The sequence below is a fragment of the Bacteroides sp. ET225 genome (genome assembly GCF_024733745.1).
GTDB lineage: Bacteria > Bacteroidota > Bacteroidia > Bacteroidales > Bacteroidaceae > Phocaeicola > Phocaeicola excrementipullorum.
In genome coordinates, this window is the sequence record NZ_JANRHN010000027.1 from 1 (window position 1) to 18,710 (window position 18,710).

The window sequence follows — 18,710 nt, forward strand, 5'->3', positions numbered from 1 at the left end:
TATATTAAATTATCTCAAGGTATTGCGAATACTAAGGTTTTTCAAAGCCCCAAACAAGTTGCATTAAATTCAAAATCTGATAAGATAGTCAGAACAGGACAATTCGGTTACAATCGCGCAACGACAAGGAATGGAGAAAAAATATCCATAGCTTATAGATTAGGGGCAGACTGTACCGTTTCATCAGCATACTGTGTATTTAAAATAACACATGAAGAAATTTTAGACCCATATTTTTTATGGATGTGGGTAGCTCGTCCTGAATTTGATAGATATGCACGTTATATGTCTAAGGGCAGTGCGCATGAATTCTTTGAATTTGAGGAAATGTGTCGAGTTAAAATACCTCTTCCTCCCATTGAAGTTCAGCAGGCCATTGTCAATATCTACAAGTGTGCCAATGAGGCCAAGAGGATAGCCGAAGAAGCCGACCGGCTTTCGCGCGAAGTGTGTCCGGCTTTGCTTCAACACGTCATACATTCTTAAATCGCAGCGATTATGGCAGGCAAAGGGAAATATTATGAAAGCCAGTTTGAGGAAGCGACCATCGAACTCCTCCGCGAGTCGCATTGGCAATATACGTTTGGCGATGACATTCACCGGAAATATACCGACCCGCTTATTGAAGAAGACCTGCGGACATTTCTTGCCGCTCAGTACAAAGATAAAAAACTGACCGCTTCCGAGGTGGACGGCATTGTTGCCAATCTGCGGAACACTGGCGGCCAGAACGATTATTATGCCCTGCAAAACACCTTCCTGCTCTATCGGGATGGATACGATTTTACTTACAGCGACGGACGGGGCAATCCGTTCCGCTTGCAATACATCGACTTCGAGCATCCCGACCATAATATTTTCCGTTGCGTCAACCAATTTGTCATGGAACAAGGCCGTGAGAACCGCCGGCCCGACATCCTGCTTTTCGTCAACGGCATACCAGTCTGCATCATCGAGCTGAAAAATCCGACCAAGCAGAATGCCACCATACGCGATGCCCACACGCAGATTTGTACCCGCTATATGCGGGATATACCAGCCTTGCTGAAATATTGTGCACTGGCAGTTATCAGCGACGGAGCAAAGAACGAATTGGGAACGACCTACACGCCATTCGAGTTTTTCTATGAATGGAAGAAAATCGATAATGAGGACAAAGCGGGAAAAGGACTGGACACGCTGCGTACATTGATTCGCGGGGCACTCTCACCCGAACGCATCTTGGAGATTTTGAGGGACTATATCTATTTCCCTGACCCGTCAAAAGAAGACGACACGACTGAGATTGTATGCCGCTATCCGCAATTCTTTGCAACGCGCAAGTTGCGGGACCATATCCTCAGCCATTTGCGTTCTGTTGGTGGCGATGGTAAGGGCGGTACTTATTTCGGCGCTACTGGGTGTGGGAAGACTTATACGATGTTGTTCCTCGCCCGCCAGTTAGTACTTCGTTGCAGAAAGCAGTTGGGCAGTCCCACCATTCTCATCATTGTTGACCGGGAAGATTTGGAGACACAAAGTGGAAAACAGTTCTGCCGCTCGAAGCGCTTCCTTGAGGATGAGGCCGTCAAAGTGTTTGAAACCCGAAAAGAATTAGCTGAAGAGATGAGCACCCGGCAAACGGGAGGAGTCTATATCACTACGATACAGAAGTTCGCCGAGTCCACCGGACTGCTGACAGAACGTTCAAACGTCATCTGCATGAGCGACGAGGCACATCGCTCACAAAATAATCTCGGTTCAAAACTTTCCATTCAGGCCGATGGCGAAGCCGACAAAATAGGTGCACGGATTACATATGGATTCGCCAAATACCTCCGAGACGCATTACCCAACGCGACATACGTCGGCTTCACTGGGACACCTATCGATGAGACCATCCATGTGTTCGGGGATATCGTCGATCAATATACGATGAAGGAATCGGAGGATGACGGTATCACCGTCCCCATCAAATACGATCCCCGCCTGGCACGTGTTTTCCTGAACAAGGAGCAAGCCGACAAGGTAGAGGAATACTATCGACTCTGTGCGGACGAAGGGGCTACTCCTGAAGATATTGCCAAGAGTAAAGCCGCCATGTCGAGTATGGAAGTGATAATCGGCGATGAAGATGTGCTGCGCCGGGTGGCCAAGGATATTATCGACGACTACAAGCGCCGAACAGAGACAACCGACCGTCTGCAAAAGGCGATGATTACCTGCGCCGACCGCACAATTGCCTTCCGATTGTATAAAATCATGCGGGAGCTACAACCTGACTGGTTCGAGAAGAAAAAGGCTTTGAATGAACTTGTATTAACGGCAGATGAAAAGGACAAACTCAATGACATCGCTTTTATCAATATGGTCATGACCCGCGACAAGGACGATGAAAAGGAGTTATACAATTTGCTTGGAGACAAGGAATATCGCAAATTTCTTGATGCCGAGTTCAAATCAGAGAAATCCAATTTTCATATCTCCATCAATGTTGATATGTGGATTACAGGATTCGATGTGCCTTGCCTGACCATGCTTTACAACGACAAACCGCTGTCGAAACACACGTTGATACAGACCATATCGCGAGTGAACCGCCGATATGGAACCAAGGAATTTGGCTTTATCATCGACTATATCGGTATTCGTGAGGAGATGAAGAAGGCTATGAAAAAATACGGCGGAGATGTCGGGCCACAAGAAGATTTGGAAGCAGCTCATGAAGTGTTGAAAAACGAGTTGCAATTGCTGCAAGAGAGATTGTCGGGTCTGGTGTTTGACCGTTTTTTCGGAAATAACGACCTTGCACGTCTTCAGTTCATTCAAGAAGCAGCCGAATATATCCTTGCCAACAGCGTGGAACGGAAAGGAGAAGTGTCATTCCTCAAACTTTTCAAGGAACATGTCAAAAGACTCCGCTCGGCCTACAACATCTGCAATCCGGCTGGAATCCTGACTGATGAAGAGGTGACATGGAGCCAATGTTTTATGGGAATATGTTCATACGTCAACAAAATGACCGCCACCGAGCACGATACGGAAAGTATGAACCGACATGTGGAACAGATGGTTCAGGAGGCTATCCTCACCAGTGGTGTGGAGCGGGTTATGAACGAAGGTGTTGAAGAAAACATTTTCAGCGACTCGTTCACCAAAGAGGTGGAAGAGATAAAGATGCCGTTCACAAAGTTCCAGATTCTCTGCAAACTTGTAGCCAAAGCGATCAGAGCATACAGTCGGACAAACAAGATACAGGCCGAACATTTTCAGAAGATGCTCGAAGACACAATCGATGCTTATAATACGCGAGATAACCTGACATTCACCAATGATGTGACCCAGAATGTTGTAAATGATGTTTATGACATTGTTTCATACAAAATCAACGGACTTTCTAACAAACTGATGGGTATCCTGAAAGAACTTAAAACAGACAGTGAAAAGTTCAAGGTATTGGGCATCACATTCGAAGAAAAGGCATTCTTTGATGTACTTGTTGAAGTCCGTGACAAACATGGCTTTGAGTATGCAGATGACCGTTGCATCGAGTTGGCTAAGAAAATCAAAGCACTGATAGACGACACTGCCATTTATGCAGATTGGCTGAATAACGATAACCTCAAAAGCAAACTTGCCAGCCAACTTACTTACCTTCTTTACAAGGAGGGCTACCCACCCCAGTGGGACGAAGAAGTCTTCCAGAAAGTATTGGAGCAGGTGGAGAATTATAAGAAATATGAATAGGAACATTTTTATATCACTAAATAAGACAAGCATATTATGATGTTACGTATCTTACATTTGTCGGACTTGCATCTCGTAAAAGAGAACCCAGCAATGGATGCCTTATTAATGTATCTCAACCGAAGTATGGATGAAATACAAAAAGACGGTGGTATAGATCTTGTTATTTTTACCGGAGATCTCATTGACAAAGGTGGAGCTAGTTTCGGGGATATTAAGAAACTGTTTTGAATTTATCGTGTGCTGATTTGGGATGAGTTTTTGAGGCATTTCCGTTTGTGTGATGAGGAAGATAGCGGGCTATCTGACGAAGAACAGAAGCGGAAAAGACCAAAAAATAGCCCAAAGCACACACGAAAACGAACACATCAAGCCAAGAAAAACTTTTTGGAGAAATTCAAAACAGTTTCTAAGGAGCGGTGCGTGTTTGCGTGGGTTTGCAAAGCAGATTTGCCCATCTTCATAAATAATTGTATCTTTATCCGCTCAAAAATGCGATATATGGAAAAAATAACTTTTGCCCCGAATGTCCTTTTGATAGACGCTGCCTGCCTGAATCGTGTAGGAAATGATATGGCGCGCCATTTTGCGCCGTTGGTGAATCGTGAACTTCCGAAAGCGGATTTGTCACTGCTGCTTGAATGCCTGGCTTTGGATGCCGGAGTGCAGCCCGGAGAAAATGAGATACAGGTCATATTTATTTATGACGGAAGCACCAGGCGGATGAACTTCTGTGAACCGTCGGATTTAGGCAAGGAATTGCATGATGTGGCTTTCAAAAGCCGGTTGGGAGAGTTCTCCATCTATAGTTTCCAGCCTTCAGGCATGGCCTCGCGTGAAGATTTGTTCATCGAGTCGCTCCGGATTATCGGCGAGTCGAAAGAAGCGCAGTGTGTTGGGGTTGTTCCCGATGAACCAGCTTATGGAAGCAAGGCAGCCGATGAGGTCAGCAAGTGGGAGAAGAAAGATAAAGCAACGCTGTTCGGCATGAATCCGCCGTCGCAGCTTTCTGCCAGATGGCAGTTTGAGATGCTGGGATACGCTGTGCTTCAGTCGCTGGGCATCCGTGCTGATGAACTTTAAGCGGGAGAGTCATGTCTGATTTCCGATTGAAGGCATTCTATAGTGTGGCGAAGAATCTGAGCTTCACCAAGGCTTCGCAGGAACTGTTTGTCAGCCAGCCGGCCGTGACCAGGCATGTGCATGAACTGGAAAGCATGTATCAGGTGCGTCTGTTTGACCGGAAGGGAAATACAATCTCTTTGACCGAGGCTGGGCGTGTGCTCATGGAGCATTGCGAACGGATTCTTGCCGAGTACCGCAAGCTTGAGTACGATATGCATCAGCTTAACAACGAGTGTGCCGGGGAGTTGAGGCTGGGGGCAAGCACTACCATTTCGCGTTATGTGCTTCCGCCCGTGCTGGCAAGGTTTACAGAACGGTATCCGAAAATAAATGTGTCGCTTATCGACATGAATTCCCGCCATATAGAGAATGCCCTTCAGGAAAACAGCATTGATGTCGGGATGGTGGAAGGAGTGTTCCGCGTTCCTAATCTCCGTTACGAGCCGTTCCTGTGTGATGAGCTGGCTCCTGTGGCATGTTGTTCGGGCAAGTGGAATGTTCCTGAGGAACTGTCGCTGGAGGAATTTGTCCGTATGCCTTTGGTATTGCGTGAGCGCGGTTCGGGAACGCTTGACGCCATTGAAATGGCTTTGTCGGAAAAAGGACTGAAACTTTCGTCACTGAACGTGCGTATGTATTTGGGCAGCACGGAGAGCATCAAGTCGTTTCTGCGTTACAGTGACTGCATGGGGATCGTTTCGGTGTTTGCTGTCGACCGTGAGCTTCGTTCGGGAGAGTTCCGGGTTGTCGATGTGGACGGCCTCCGCTTCAAACGCCATTTCTGTTTCGTTTCCGCCCAAGGGCAAGAAGCGGATACCGCTCTCAACTTCATTCAGTTTGTAAAGGATATGGTGAAGAACGTTTGAATGTTTTCATTTCTTTCCGAATTCCGGGTCAATCTTCAGCAAGGCGGTTACACCGAAAGTGGCGAGCGTGCAGGCCATAATCCAGACAAAGAAAAGCCGGTATCCTAAAGTTTCTTGCATCCATCCGGCAATCATGCCCGGAAGCATCATGCCCAGTGCCATGAAGGCCGTGCAAATGGCATAGTGGGAAGTCTTGTGATTCCCGTCTTTTGAAAAATAAATCAAATAAAGCATGTAGGCGGTGAATCCGAATCCGTAGCCGAACTGTTCGATGAATATGCAGCTGTTGATGATCCACAGGCTGGAAGGAAGGGCATAGCTCATGTATACATAAACGATGTCGGGGAGGGAAATGGCCCATACCATCGGCCATAGCCAGCGTTTCAGTCCGTGTCGGGACACGGCTATTCCTCCAAGTATCCCGCCTAAAGTCAGTCCGATGACCCCGAGTGTTCCTTGCGAAAATCCTATCTGTGCGGTAGTCATTCCCAGTCCTCCTTTTTCGGGCGGATCAAGCAGGAAGGGGATTCCCATCTTGGCCAGCTGCGCTTCGGGCAGCCGGTAGAGCAGCATGAAAAGAATGGCTGCCAGAGCCTGTTTCTTGCGGAAAAAGGATGCGATTGTTTCGGCGAATCCGTACAGAATGTTCCGCGCCCGTATTCCGGCCTGTGCCGGGCAGTCGTCTGCCGGGCGGGGAAGAAGAAACGAGTGGTAGAGCCACAGAGCCAGAATCATGCCGGAAAGGATAAAGAATGTGATGCTCCATGCATAGTCGATTCTTCCGCTTGTCTTTTCAAGAAATCCAGCCAGCATGATCAGAAGCCCTTGGCCTGCTATCGTGGCAAAACGGTAGAACGTGCTGCGGATGCCCACGAACAATGCTTGCTGATGGCTGGTCAGACCGAGCATGTAGAATCCGTCGGCGGCGATGTCGTGTGTGGCGGAGCTGAAAGCGATAAGCCAGAATACGGCCAATGTGAGCTGGAAGAAACGGTCGGTCGGGATGGTGAAGGCGATTCCCGCCAGTCCGGCCCCTAGCAATAGCTGCATGCTGACAATCCACCAGCGTTTGGTTTTGAGCAAATCGACGAACGGGCTCCAAAGCGGCTTGACAACCCATGGCAGGTTGAGCCAGCTGGTATAGAGGGCTATGTCCGTATTGGAAATTCCCATGCGTTTGTACATCACCAGCGAGAGAATCATTGCGGCTACATACGGAAGTCCTTCGGCAAAATAGAGGGTAGGCACCCATGCCCAGGGAGAAATGCTCTTTATGCGTGCTTTCATGTTTTCAATACAGTTTTCTGATGTCCGCCCCCTTGTAGTAATGGAGCAGGATTTCGTTATAGTTGTAGCCTTTTTCGCCCATTACGGCAGCTCCTATCTGGCAGAGTCCGACTCCGTGGCCCCATCCGGCGCCGGTCAGTTCGAACCATTCGGGAACGCCTTCCTTTTCCGGTCCCTTGTCGACAACGAATGCCGAACTGAACAGATGCGTTTCAGAAAGGACACGCCGGATCTCCAATTCTTTTCCGATGACCAGCGTCTTGTTTGTCCCGACAATTTTCAGTTTGCTGATTCTTCCGGACTTTCCCCGCTCTGCCGGTATCAGGTCGATGATGCATCCGTAGTCGCATTTCGTGTTCCGGCGGATCAGAGAAGCCAGTTCTTCTTGCGTGTAGCGCACTTTCCACCGGTAGAAATTGTCGGTTTGCTGGTCGTAGTTGTTCAGTATCTGTGCGATGATCCTGCTGTCATGCGTGTTGCAGAACGCTTCGGGAGTGCTTCTGATCCAGTGTTCCGCTTCCTTTTCATCGGTAAGGTCGGGCAGGTGTGATTCTTTTTCCGTGTCGCGCACGGCCGTGAGATAAGGATACGACTTGTCTTCCCAGCAATAGTTGAATTCTTCGCTTGCTCCTCCGCAGCATTTTGAAAACCGGGAGTCGCAGATAGCGTGCTTGTACATGAGCACCTGTCCGCGGGTTGCTTTCACGGCTTCGGCCACACTGCGGTTTGAAGCGCGGGTAATTCCCTGGTACCGTTGGCAGTGGTCGTCCGCACATACGTCAAAGATCGTATGGTCTTCACGGTCGTACCACCGGATATATTCCGTATCGGTCTTGATGAACGAGAAAAAGCCGTCGTGCTTCTTGCTGAGCGATTTCCGCTTCTCTATCTGTGCCAGCAGCCAGCTCCGTGATATTACGGCGTGGGCTTTCAGAAACTCCAGGGCGGAAGCAGCGTTCATTTCCGACGAGATGACGCTGGTCAGATACTCTTCTGCCGGCACCTGGTTGATTGCAGTTATTTTGCCTTCGTCAACTGTCAGCCGGAGCGATCCGAGAAACGTTTGCGTTTCCTGCTGTTCCCAATGGAAGTTGATGCCGATGGTGACATCATACAAAGAGAATGAGGCATTCTCCTCCAATGGCGTGAATGTCAGTTCCTGATAAAGGTTTCCGTTCCACAGTATGCCTCCTTCGTCGAAACTTACCTTTTGTTGCCCTTCTACGGTTTCTCCTTTGGCTATGTATTTGGCGTTCAGCGTGAAGTTTATTTCGAGGGCATTGACGATGCCTACATTTATTTCCGGTTCTTTCATAAGCTTAAAGTGATACCTCCTGATAGATTTTCAGAAGGTCTTCTTCTGTAATTTTTTCATAATCTTCTTTTCTTGCGGCAACGACGATGCCTGCCATGTCCAGGGCCCCCGGGCTGATGAGAAGTTGGGCTTCTCCTTCGGCATAGTAGTATTGCGGGCGGTGGACGGAGCGTGGAAAATAAGCGGTGACAAACCCATGCTGTTCGTCTTTCCATGCAAACAGGTTGTAGCGGGGTTCTGTTTCGCCCTCGTGTACGGGGAGTGTCCGCAGATAGTCTGATATCAGTCTGCTGCTGGAATTTGTTCCCTTGTCTGTCACGAAAGCGCGAACCGGACATATATATCCGTTTATCGCGTAGGAAATGCACGAGCTGCCGTCTTCCAGACGCTCGTATCCGCATTGGGTGGCTCCGGAAAGCAGTCTGTTCCACTGGCGGATGAAAGGCACATCCTTTTGACGGACTGCCTGAAAGTGGAAGTGGTCGGGTGCCGAAGCGCCGCATCCGGCTCCATTATAGAATACGGTATATCCCTTTTCGAAATGTTTCTCCAGCCAGTCTGTCAGTCTTCCGGGAAGCTGGCGCGATTCTTTTCCTGCAAGTGTCTGCCATTCGTGGCACTCGCTTGAGAGCGTGAGGTGCCCCGGAAGGATGGGGTACGGATTGACCCGGAGGCTGAAGGCTTCGTCCAGTTCGATGCGGATGCTGTCCTGTAGCTCCGGCTTGTTGCTGATGCAGAGAAAGCACGGGCGCGCGTTGACCGATGCCCGGTCTGTTTTTGCGAAGGAGGACACGGCTCTTGCCGGGTTGAACTGTACCTGGATGTCGTTTCCGTTCAGGCTGAAATGGCGCACGTGTATGCGGCTGAGCGCTTCATGGTTGTTCCGCGCCAGTTCCCATTTGTCGAACTGGGAGGCGAAAAACGTTTCTCCCGACACATTGCTTGCAGGGTAGAGATATGACATCGGTCGTGACACCTTGTCTTTCCTGCGGCGGATTTCAAGCGTGCGCAGGCTGTCCTTGTAGCTGTTGTTCCGGTTGACCTTGTCGATGCTCAGGTTGGCGTCGGAGTTTCCTTCCCACCGCCTGCAGAGGTAAAGCACATCATAGATGCGTCCGATGCGGTAGTCGCGTGAAAAGGCCAGCCCCAATGCGTAGTCTTCTCCGTAGCTGGTGTTTGGCACCCGTATCTGTCGGAGCAGGGGAGTGTAGAAAGCGCGCGGCGCTCCCAGACCGTTGATGCGGAGCGCATTGTTGTGTCCGTTCGTGTCGGTCCATTCCTGATGGTCAATGATTCCCGGAGGCAGGGTTTCCAGATTGAAGTCTGTCATCCGGTAAGAGCCGATGACCATTGCGCAACGCTCTTTGTAGAACTTGTCGACAATGCGCTGCAAGGTGTCCGGTCCGCTGTACAGGTCGTCGCTGTCCAGTTGCACGGCAAAGCGTCCGCATTGCGGATGATTGGCGGCCATGTTCCAGCATCCGCCGATTCCGAGGTCGTGGCGTGAGGGGATCAGGTGAATCACCCTCGGGTCGCCGGCAAACTCGTCAATGCATCCGGAGGTCCCGTCGGTCGAATGATTGTCGACGATGATGACGTTGTAGCGGAAGGTTGTTTTCTGGCCGAGTGCCGAGCGTATGGCGTCTTTTATGGTTCTTTCCCTGTTTCGTACCGGAATGATGACTGACGCTTCGCATGCAAAGTCTTCTTCTTCCGGAGCTATCAGCTTTCCGGCTGGCGGCAGATAGGCCCTTATGTTTTTCAGATAATAGGTGAAAGCCGTTTCGCGTTCCAGTTGGACAGCCCTGTTTCTGGGATCTACATAGTCGAACTGTTTTTCGCCCGACTTTCTGGCGTCATCTTCTGCGCGGGTATAGAGATATTCGCTGATATGGGTAAGCTCGCCTTGTTCAGACAATGCCAGCCGCAAGGCATACAGGGCCGAGTACTGATATTCGGGCTGGGAGAGAATACGGTCTGATGCCTTTGCAAGCGCATCGGTTTTGAAGAGCATCAGCGGGCCGAAGTCGAAATCATCGCGAACGCTCCCCGGCTGGTAGTCGATGACGGGATGAGGCTGCCTCTCTCCGTTGAGAATCTGGTAATGGTCGGCATAGACCATCACGCTTTCCGGCGCGCTCAGGTAGTCGCACATCCGTTCGAGTGCCTGCTCGCCCAGTTCGAGCGGCTGCAGTGCCGTATATAATAAGGTATAGGGCGTTTTTGCATGGAGGGCTATCTGGCGTATGGTCCCGGTTTGTTCAAACGAATCCAGCGGGAGCGTCCGGCACTGAGGGCAGGCAGCTTCGGCCGCTTCCTTTTGCCCCGTAAGTAGGTATATCTGGTCTATATAGGGGTGCGACAATAAACTGTTCAGAAGTTTATTGAATTGGTTGTCAGTATGATAGAAAAGAAAACAAGTAATCGTTTTTTTCATGTTAAATACATTTTATACAGACAAAGATAGGGAATTATCTTATTTTTCTCTAACTTTGTACGCTAATTATATGAAATTGAATGTCTGCATTTGCAGGGCCTTCCCAAGGTGCTGAAAAGATAACGGCTCATTTTAATTAAGATAACGGCTCATTTTAATCAAGATGACGGCTTGTTTTGATGAAGATGACGGCTTGTTTTTTTGGCCGGAAATGCAGATGTTCATATACGTGAATTAAAACAGAACGACTATGGCAAAGACTCCTCTGTTAGGGAGAACGTTGGATGAATTGAAAGAGATTGTGCTCGGTTTGGGCATGCCCAAATTTACGGCCGGTCAGATAGCGTCGTGGATGTATGGAAAGAAGGTTTCTTCGATTGACGAAATGACCAATCTCTCGTTGAAGAACCGCGAACTGCTGAAAGCGTCTTATGAAATCGGATGCAGCGCTCCTGTTCACGAGATGCGTTCGGCCGACGGGACGGTGAAGTACTTGTTCTCTGTTTCGGAGGGGAATTTTGTGGAAACGGTTTACATACCCGAAGACGAAAGGGCCACCTTGTGCGTTTCTTCGCAGGTGGGATGCAAGATGAACTGCAAGTTCTGCATGACTGGAAAGCAGGGGTTTGCGCAAGATTTGACCGCCGCCCAGATTCTGAACCAGATTTATTCCGTGCCCGAGCGCGACACGCTGACAAACATCGTGTTTATGGGCATGGGCGAACCTTTTGACAATCTCGACGAGGTGCTCCGCGCCTTGGATGTGCTTACGTCGGACTATGGATACGGATGGAGTCCGAAACGGATTACGGTGTCGTCGGTCGGCCTGCGCAAGGGGCTTCGGCGTTTTCTTGATTTGAGCGACTGCCACCTGGCCATCAGCCTCCATTCGCCGTTCCCGGCGCAAAGAAAAGAACTGATGCCTGCGGAAAAGGCTTATCCGATTGCCGAGATTGTTGAAGAGCTGCGCCGCTACGACTTCAGCAAGCAGCGCCGCCTTTCGTTCGAATACATCATGTTCAAGGGAGTGAACGACAGCATGGTCTATGCGAAAGAGCTGGTGAAGCTTCTCCGCGGACTGGACTGCCGGATCAACCTGATCCGTTTCCACGCCATTCCGGGTGCAGACCTTGAAGGGAGCGAACCGGAAACGATGCTGGCTTTCCGCGACTATCTGACGGGGCACGGGATTTTTTCCACGATCCGGGCTTCCAGAGGGGAAGACATATTTGCCGCCTGCGGAATGCTTTCTACGGCAAAGCGGCAGAACATTGACTCAGAGTAATACAAGAATTTAAATATGGAAGGTAAAAGAATTAAAGTGGGTATTACCCACGGAGATATCAACGGAATCGGCTATGAAGTGATTCTCAAGACATTCTCTGATCCGGCGATGCTGGAGCTTTGTACGCCGGTTATTTACGGCTCTCCCAAGGTGGCTGCCTATCACCGGAAGGCGATGGACATTCCTGCAAACTTCAGCATCGTCAATACGGCTGCGGATGTGCAGGACGGACGGGTGAATGTGGTGAACTGCATCAATGAGGAGCTGAAGGTTGAACTTTCGAAACCGACGCCCGAAGCGGGCAAGGCTGCCGTTGCCGCTCTTGAGAAAGCGGTGGAGGAATACCAGGAAGGCTTGTTCGACGTGCTGGTTGCCGCGCCTGCAAACAAACAGTCCGTGCAGGCCGATTCGTCCGGCTTTTCGGGCCATGGCGCTTTTCTTCAGGAACGGGTCGGCGGCGGACGGAAAGCTCTGACCGTTCTGGTGAAGCGGGATTTCCGCATGGCGCTGGCCACGGAAGATATTCCGGTGCGTGAGATTCCAAAGACGCTGACCAAAGAACTGCTGGCCGAAAAGATCATGGCTTTTCACCGCTCGCTGAAAGTGGACTTTGGAATTGATTCGCCGCGGATTGCCGTTCTGGGCCTGAACCCTCATGCCGGTGACGATGGCTTGACCGGCACCGAAGAAAAGGAGGTGATAGCACCCGCCCTGTCCGAGATGGTGGCGAAGGGAATCCAGTGCTTCGGGCCTTATCCGGCCGATGGCCTTATCGGCTCGGGCAGCTTCTCCCGTTTCGACGGCATCCTTGCCATGTATCATGACCAGGGAATGATTCCGTTCAAGACGCTGGCTATGGAAGACGGAGTGAACTTCACGGCGGGCCTTCCGGTTGTCTGTTCCGCTCCGGTTCACGGCACGGCCTATGACATTGCAGGAAAGGGAATCGCATCGGAGAACTCTTTCCGTCAGGCTGTATATCTGGCTATTGACGTGTTCCGCAACCGGGTTCTGGAGAAAGAGATTTCTGCGCGTCCGTTGCGCAAGCAATATTACGAGAAGAAAGACGACAGCGACAAGCTGAAACAGCTTGATGTACCGGAAGAAGATTGATATGAAGTTTGCGATAATATCAGCCGGGGAAGGATCCCGGCTTTCACAGGAAGGAGTGAAGCTGCCCAAACCGCTGGTGCAGCTGAACGGAACGGCTATGATCGACCGCCTGATTCATGTCTTTGCCGAGAACGGGGCAGACGAGGTGGTCGTTATAATCAACAATGAAGTGCCGTTGACAAAAGCTCATCTGGCCGAGCTGGAACAAAAGTCGGAAGTCCCTTTGAGAGTGATCGTAAAGACGACACCCAGTTCCATGCACAGCTTTTATGAACTTAGCCCGTATCTCAGGGAAGACCGCTTTTGTCTGACTACGGTCGATACCATTTTCCGGGAAGACGAGTTCTCGGAATTTATCCGGGCTTTCAAGGCTTCCGGCAAAGACGGGATGATGGCCGTCACAGATTATATCGACGACGAGAAGCCTTTGTATATCGGGACAGACGAAAACCTGTCGATAACCGGATTCTATGATTCGGCGATGCCCGGCACAAAATATATTTCGGGAGGCATTTATTGTCTGACACCGAAGGCAATCGGTACATTGGAGTATTGTATCAGTCACGGGATGGCCCGGATGCGTAATTTCCAGCGCCAGCTGGTTGCAGACGGCCTGAAGCTGGAGGCTTATCCATTTTCAAAGATACTGGACGTGGATCATGCCGGCGACATCGTGAAGGCAGAGGCTTTTTTGAACGGCAAGTGACAGACTTGTAAACGAATAAGGAAAAAGAAGAAGATAAATAATCGATAACCATGCAGAAGAATGGGAAAAAGATTCGGGTTGTAGGCGTGAGCCGAGGAAACGAGTTTTCTCCGAATCATGTGGGGAATGATGCGGCTATTTTCAGAGAAACGGCAGAAGAGCTGGCGAAGAGAGGATGCGAAGTCACATTGTTCCCTGAAAAAGAATTTGTGGCTCAGCACATCCAGGCAGACTTCATTTTTGACATGGCCCGTGACAGGGCTACGATTTCCAGGCTGAAGGAGCTGGAAGAAAACGGAGCGCTGGTAGTCAATTCAGGATTTGGAATCGACAATTGTGTCCGTCGGGAAATGACGGAGCGGCTTATTGCCAGCGGCGTGCCCCATCCGGAAAGTTTCATCATTCCTACCGGCGGCGAGTTTACGCCGGACATTTATCCTTGCTGGATAAAGAGAGGCGATTCGCATGCCATGGTAAAGGAAGATGTGGTTTATGTGGAATGCCGTGAAGAGGCCGAAGTGGTGATGGCCGATTTCCGTGCGCGGCACATACCGGTTGCGGTGGTGAACGAGCACCTCGTAGGCGACCTGGTGAAGTTCTACGGTGTGCAGCATACCGACTTCTTTTATGCATTTTATCCGACCGAGCAGTCGCACAGCAAATTCGGGCTTGAAGCCATCAACGGAGAGGCGAGAGGTTTCCCGCTTGATCTTGACAAGTTGAAGGCGTATGCCAACCGTGCTGCGGAGGCACTCAATGTGCCCATTTACGGCGGAGATTGTGTCGTGTCGTCTGCCGGCGAGATAAGAATCATTGACTTTAATGACTGGCCCAGTTTCGCGCGTTGCCGCAGGGAGGCTGCGCCTAAGATAGCCGAATGCATTTATAATCGTATCATTTCCAAACTGAACAGCAAATAATGATGAGCGCAGAAAAGAAAGGACTTGAGGCTTCGTTCAAGTCGATGGATACAGAAGAGTTTCTTGACATTCATTTCAACCGCCCCATCGGTTATGCGTGGGCTTTGTTCTTCAACCGGTTCGGGGTGCACCCCAATGTAGTGACAGTGCTTTCGATCATCCTCGGCGTTTCGGCTGGAGTGATGTTTTACTTTCCCGACATGAAGCATACGGTCATAGGCATTATCCTGCTGATGTGGGCCAATCATTACGACAGCTGCGACGGGCAGCTGGCCCGAATGACAGGGAAAAAGACGCGCTGGGGGCGTATGCTCGACGGATTTGCCGGTGATTTGTGGTTCTTTGCCATTTATGCTGCTATCTGCCTGCGGCTCACCTTCCAGCCTTTGCCTTTTGGCATCGGAAGCGAAAGCGGAACGGTGTGGGGGGTGTATATCTGGCTTCTGGCTTATGTTTCGGGCATATTCTGCCATAGCCAGCAGTGTACGCTTGCCGACTATTACCGGAATATCCATCTTTTCTTCCTGAAAGGAAAGGCAGGGAGCGAGCTCGACAACTTCAAGCAGCAGAGGGAATTGTTCTACAGCCTGCCCTGGAAGCATAATTTCTGGTGGAAGCTGTTTCTGTATTCTTATGGAAACTATACGCGCAAGCAGGAGCGGATGACTCCGAACTTCCAGCGCTTCTATGCGTTGGTGCAGCAGAAATACGGTGACAATATTCCTCAGGAACTTCGTGACGAGTTCCGGAGCATGAGTCTTCCGCTGATGAAATATACGAATATCCTGACATTCAATACGCGCGCCATTGCGCTTTACGTTTCGTTGCTTATCGGCGAACCGTGGCTTTATTTCGTGTTTGAAATCATTGTGATGACCGCTCTGTTTACATACATGCGCCACCGTCACGAGGCGATGTGCGCCTTTCTCTATAACAAATACGCAGGATTATGAAAGAAAAATTCCGCAATATATTCTACATCTTCGGGATCTTTGCCATTGTAGTGATGCTTTTCACCTTCGACATGGATTACGGAGAGCTTTGGGCAAATATCCGCCGGGCGGGAGGATGGCTTCCCGCGGTGATTCTGCTCTGGGTGTTTATCTATTATCTCAATGCGTGGTCGTGGTATGCGATTATCTGCGACGGGAAGAGTGCAAGGGTTTCTTTCTGGAAGGTCTATAAGCTGACCATATCCGGATTTGCCCTCAACTATGCCACTCCGTCCGGACTGATGGGAGGGGAGCCTTACCGCATCATGGAGCTTAGCCCGTATGTGGGGGTAAGCAAGGCGACGTCTTCGGTGATACTTTATGTGATGATGCATATTTTTTCGCATTTCTGGTTCTGGCTCACGTCGTCTGTTCTGTATGTGTTTGTCGCTCCGCTGAATTGGGGGATAGGAATAATGCTTGCTGTTGTGGTCGGATTCTGTCTGCTTGCCATTTATTTCTTCATGAAAGGCTACCGGAACGGCATGGCAGTGCGCGCGTTGAGGATGCTTTCCCATGTGCCGTTCGTCGGGAAATGGGCGAAACGCTTCGGCGAGGAGCAGAAGGAAACCCTGGAGCGCATCGACTCGCAGATAGCCGAGCTTCACAAGCAGCGCAAGAGCACGTTTTATATTTCGTTGGGACTTGAGTATGCGGCGCGTGTCGTAGGCTGCCTGGAGGTGTATTTCATTCTGAATATTCTGACCACAGATGTCAGTTTTTTCGACTGCATTCTGATAATGGCATTTACCTCACTCTTCGCCAACCTGCTTTTCTTTTCGCCCATGCAGTTGGGAACACGTGAGGGGGGCTTTGCGCTTGCCACGGGAGGGCTGGCCATTCCGAGTGCGTTCGGCATTTATACGAGCCTGATAACCCGTGTGCGTGAATTGTTTTGGATTATAGTAGGGGTGATGCTGATGAAAATCGGCAACGGAACCGGTAAAATAAAGGAAAAAAATGAACAAGAAACTGAATGATATCCAAGGTGTGATTTTTGATTATGGCGGTACGATTGATACCAACAGCCGCCATTGGGCGGAAGTACTGTGGAGCAAATACGAGGAATTTCAGGTTCCCGTTGACAAGCAGAGTTTCCGGGAAGCCTACGTGCATGGTGAACGTACCCTGGCGCGTGTGCCGCTCGTAAGGCCTGAACACAATTTCCGCGATGTGCTCTGCATCAAGACCCGTATTCAGATCGACTTTCTGGTGGATGGAGGAAAGCTTTCCCGAGAGGATGCCGACGCTAAGAAATACGCTGCCTGCATAGCCGAAAGCTGCTATGATTATGTTCTGGAAGTCCTGAAGCGCACACGTCCCGTTGTGGAAACGCTGTCCAGGCGTTACAGGCTGGTGCTGGTGTCTAATTTCTACGGAAACATCCAGACCATCTTGAAGGATTTCGGCCTTTTCAGCTTCTTTTCGGACATTATCGAGTCATCCGTCGTGGGAGTGCGCAAGCCCGATCCTGCAATCTATCGTCTGGGAGTGGAGGCGATGGGCTTTCCTGCCGGAAATGTGCTGGTGGTGGGCGATTCGTTCTCGAAAGACGTTGTGCCTGCCAAGAAAGTCGGATGCAAGGTTGCATGGCTCAAAGGAGAGGGATGGGGCAATGAAGAAACGGACGAATCGTTGCCCGATGTAATTATTGGCGACTTGCCTGACTTATTGCCTTACTTATTATAATGCGTGCGGACATGAAAAACCAGCGGACAGCCTTTGTCGACAGGCAGTACCTGTTGCCGTTTATATTGCTGACTTCCTTGTTCTTTCTGTGGGGATTCGCTCATGCCATTCTTGACGTGCTGAACAAGCATTTTCAGGAACTGCTGGAAATCTCCAAAACTCATTCGGCGCTGATTCAGGCCACCATGTATATGGGCTATTTCATTATGGCCATTCCTGCCGGGCTTTTCATCAACCGGCTCGGCTACCGGAAAGGAGTCGTGTTCGGCCTGCTGCTCTATGGTGTCGGGTCACTGTTGTTCATACCCGGCCAGCATTGGATGTCGTTTAACTTTTTCCTTTTTTCCCTGTTCGTCATCGGATGCGGGCTGGTGTTTCTTGAAACGGCGGCCAATCCGTATGTCACGGAACTGGGGGCGAAGGAAACCGCGGCGAGCCGCCTTAACTTTGCCCAGTCGTTTAATGGAATGGGCTGCATCTTTGCGCCGATTCTTACCGGCCTGCTTCTCTTTTCGGACGACGGGACGATGAAGGCCGGAAACGTGGCTCTTCCGTATACGGTCATGGGGGTTGTCGTGCTGCTGGTTGCCGTTGTCTTTTCACGGATAAGGCTGCCGGAAATCAGGCATGAGGTGGAGGTGGATCATGCCGGCCGCAAAGTCAGCTTGTGGTCGCACAAGCTTTTCGTGTTCGGCCTGACCGCCCTGTTCTTTTATGAAGTGGCGGAGATTTCCATCAACAGCTTCTTCATCAATTATGTGACCGACAAGCAGTGGATGAGCTCGCGCGATGCCTCCATCATCCTCTCGTTCGGAGGTTTGGGACTGTTTATGGTGGGGCGTTTTGTCGGGAGCTGGATTATGAGCCATGTACGCGCCGAGAAGATGCTTTTCTGGTGCGCAACCGGAACTGTATGCACCACGCTGGTTGTCCTGCTTGATGCAGGCCATGTGTCATTGGCCGCTTTGCTTTGCGGATACGCATTTGAGGCCATTATGTTTCCGACCATCTTTGCTCTTTCGCTGAAAGGACTCGGAAGCCATACCAAACGCGCTTCTTCTTTTCTGATGATGTCGCCCGTGGGAGGAGCCGTAGGTCCGTTGTTTATGGGATGGATAGGCGACCACGCCGCCATGCATCTGGCCTTCTTTGTTCCTCTTGTCGGATATGCGGTTGTCTGGATGTTTGCGCGCTATGCGCTGAAGCGATAGATTGGAAACAGGCAGTTCGCGCGAATCTGATATGGAAT

At 50.3% G+C, this 18,710-nt stretch carries 16 protein-coding genes; 13 read left to right on the top strand and 3 right to left on the bottom strand.

Annotated elements, in window-relative coordinates; all coding sequences use genetic code 11:
• The 5 genes from NW212_RS11335 to NW212_RS11355 form a co-directional block, all read left to right on the top strand.
• On the top strand, positions 1-486 hold a 486-nt coding region (locus NW212_RS11335), incomplete at its 5' end, for a restriction endonuclease subunit S (protein WP_258338753.1).
• A gap of 12 nt (positions 487-498) precedes the next feature.
• A complete protein-coding gene (locus tag NW212_RS11340; RefSeq protein WP_258338754.1) occupies positions 499-3,726 on the top strand; it encodes a type I restriction endonuclease subunit R in 3,228 nt (1,075 codons plus the stop codon).
• A gap of 36 nt (positions 3,727-3,762) precedes the next feature.
• Positions 3,763-3,957 carry a metallophosphoesterase gene (locus NW212_RS11345; protein WP_258338755.1) on the top strand — a complete coding sequence of 65 codons (195 nt, stop codon included), beginning with the start codon at positions 3,763-3,765 and terminating at the stop codon, positions 3,955-3,957.
• 270 nt (positions 3,958-4,227) lie between these two features.
• Positions 4,228-4,809 carry a DUF6621 family protein gene (locus tag NW212_RS11350; protein WP_258338756.1) on the top strand — a complete coding sequence of 194 codons (582 nt, stop codon included), beginning with the start codon at positions 4,228-4,230 and terminating at the stop codon, positions 4,807-4,809.
• An 11-nt stretch (positions 4,810-4,820) separates the two neighbouring features.
• On the top strand, positions 4,821-5,717 hold the full coding sequence (locus NW212_RS11355) for a LysR substrate-binding domain-containing protein (RefSeq protein ID WP_258338757.1): 897 nt from the start codon (positions 4,821-4,823) through the stop codon (positions 5,715-5,717).
• A 6-nt stretch (positions 5,718-5,723) separates the two neighbouring features.
• Here NW212_RS11355 and NW212_RS11360 read toward each other — a convergent pair whose 3' ends face one another.
• From NW212_RS11360 to NW212_RS11370, 3 genes are read right to left on the bottom strand one after another with little or no spacing between them, the layout of a single operon-like run.
• Positions 5,724-7,004: an MFS transporter gene (locus NW212_RS11360; RefSeq protein WP_258338758.1), complete on the bottom strand. Its 1,281-nt coding sequence runs from the start codon at positions 7,002-7,004 to the stop codon at positions 5,724-5,726.
• 4 nt (positions 7,005-7,008) lie between these two features.
• Positions 7,009-8,319: a SpoIID/LytB domain-containing protein gene (locus NW212_RS11365; protein ID WP_258338759.1), complete on the bottom strand. Its 1,311-nt coding sequence runs from the start codon at positions 8,317-8,319 to the stop codon at positions 7,009-7,011.
• A 4-nt stretch (positions 8,320-8,323) separates the two neighbouring features.
• The gene (locus NW212_RS11370; RefSeq protein ID WP_258338760.1) at positions 8,324-10,756 is read right to left on the bottom strand and encodes a DUF4922 domain-containing protein; all 2,433 of its coding nucleotides are present in this window, start codon (positions 10,754-10,756) and stop codon (positions 8,324-8,326) included.
• A gap of 250 nt (positions 10,757-11,006) precedes the next feature.
• Between NW212_RS11370 and rlmN the strand changes: the two genes are divergently transcribed.
• From rlmN to NW212_RS11410, 8 genes are read left to right on the top strand one after another with little or no spacing between them, the layout of a single operon-like run.
• Positions 11,007-12,041 (top strand): 23S rRNA (adenine(2503)-C(2))-methyltransferase RlmN, encoded by a 1,035-nt coding sequence (gene rlmN / locus NW212_RS11375; RefSeq protein WP_258338761.1) that lies wholly within the window; start codon positions 11,007-11,009, stop codon positions 12,039-12,041.
• A 15-nt stretch (positions 12,042-12,056) separates the two neighbouring features.
• Entirely contained in the window at positions 12,057-13,154 is a 1,098-nt protein-coding gene (gene pdxA / locus NW212_RS11380) for a 4-hydroxythreonine-4-phosphate dehydrogenase PdxA (protein WP_258338762.1), read from the top strand.
• Between the two features lies 1 nt (position 13,155).
• Positions 13,156-13,860 (top strand): NDP-sugar synthase, encoded by a 705-nt coding sequence (locus tag NW212_RS11385; RefSeq protein ID WP_258338763.1) that lies wholly within the window; start codon positions 13,156-13,158, stop codon positions 13,858-13,860.
• A gap of 50 nt (positions 13,861-13,910) precedes the next feature.
• On the top strand, positions 13,911-14,780 hold the full coding sequence (locus tag NW212_RS11390) for a hypothetical protein (RefSeq protein ID WP_258338764.1): 870 nt from the start codon (positions 13,911-13,913) through the stop codon (positions 14,778-14,780).
• A gap of 2 nt (positions 14,781-14,782) precedes the next feature.
• Complete coding sequence (locus NW212_RS11395; RefSeq protein ID WP_375337987.1) at positions 14,783-15,733, top strand: CDP-alcohol phosphatidyltransferase family protein; 951 nt, start codon at positions 14,783-14,785, stop codon at positions 15,731-15,733.
• On the top strand, positions 15,730-16,752 hold the full coding sequence (locus NW212_RS11400) for a lysylphosphatidylglycerol synthase transmembrane domain-containing protein (RefSeq protein ID WP_258338765.1): 1,023 nt from the start codon (positions 15,730-15,732) through the stop codon (positions 16,750-16,752). Before NW212_RS11395 ends, NW212_RS11400 begins: the two co-directional genes overlap by 4 nt.
• On the top strand, positions 16,733-17,461 hold the full coding sequence (locus NW212_RS11405; protein ID WP_258338766.1) for an HAD family hydrolase: 729 nt from the start codon (positions 16,733-16,735) through the stop codon (positions 17,459-17,461). Before NW212_RS11400 ends, NW212_RS11405 begins: the two co-directional genes overlap by 20 nt.
• Positions 17,462-17,472: 11 nt before the next feature.
• Entirely contained in the window at positions 17,473-18,672 is a 1,200-nt protein-coding gene (locus tag NW212_RS11410) for a sugar MFS transporter (protein ID WP_258338767.1), read from the top strand.
• Positions 18,673-18,710 lie beyond the last annotated feature (38 nt).

Bases quoted from the DNA above. Each gene is read 5' to 3' on its own strand.
- NW212_RS11340 (WP_258338754.1), top strand. From the start codon at position 499: ATGGCAGGCAAAGGGAAATATTATGAAAGCCAGTTTGAGGAAGCGACC.
- NW212_RS11390 (WP_258338764.1), top strand. From the start codon at position 13,911: ATGCAGAAGAATGGGAAAAAGATTCGGGTTGTAGGCGTGAGCCGAGGA.
- NW212_RS11370 (WP_258338760.1), bottom strand. From the start codon at position 10,756: ATGAAAAAAACGATTACTTGTTTTCTTTTCTATCATACTGACAACCAA.
- NW212_RS11385 (WP_258338763.1), top strand. From the start codon at position 13,156: ATGAAGTTTGCGATAATATCAGCCGGGGAAGGATCCCGGCTTTCACAG.
- rlmN (WP_258338761.1), top strand. From the start codon at position 11,007: ATGGCAAAGACTCCTCTGTTAGGGAGAACGTTGGATGAATTGAAAGAG.
- NW212_RS11395 (WP_375337987.1), top strand. From the start codon at position 14,783: ATGAGCGCAGAAAAGAAAGGACTTGAGGCTTCGTTCAAGTCGATGGAT.
- NW212_RS11400 (WP_258338765.1), top strand. From the start codon at position 15,730: ATGAAAGAAAAATTCCGCAATATATTCTACATCTTCGGGATCTTTGCC.
- NW212_RS11365 (WP_258338759.1), bottom strand. From the start codon at position 8,319: ATGAAAGAACCGGAAATAAATGTAGGCATCGTCAATGCCCTCGAAATA.
- NW212_RS11355 (WP_258338757.1), top strand. From the start codon at position 4,821: ATGTCTGATTTCCGATTGAAGGCATTCTATAGTGTGGCGAAGAATCTG.
- NW212_RS11405 (WP_258338766.1), top strand. From the start codon at position 16,733: ATGAACAAGAAACTGAATGATATCCAAGGTGTGATTTTTGATTATGGC.
- NW212_RS11345 (WP_258338755.1), top strand. From the start codon at position 3,763: ATGATGTTACGTATCTTACATTTGTCGGACTTGCATCTCGTAAAAGAG.
- NW212_RS11350 (WP_258338756.1), top strand. From the start codon at position 4,228: ATGGAAAAAATAACTTTTGCCCCGAATGTCCTTTTGATAGACGCTGCC.
- NW212_RS11410 (WP_258338767.1), top strand. From the start codon at position 17,473: ATGAAAAACCAGCGGACAGCCTTTGTCGACAGGCAGTACCTGTTGCCG.
- pdxA (WP_258338762.1), top strand. From the start codon at position 12,057: ATGGAAGGTAAAAGAATTAAAGTGGGTATTACCCACGGAGATATCAAC.
- NW212_RS11360 (WP_258338758.1), bottom strand. From the start codon at position 7,004: ATGAAAGCACGCATAAAGAGCATTTCTCCCTGGGCATGGGTGCCTACC.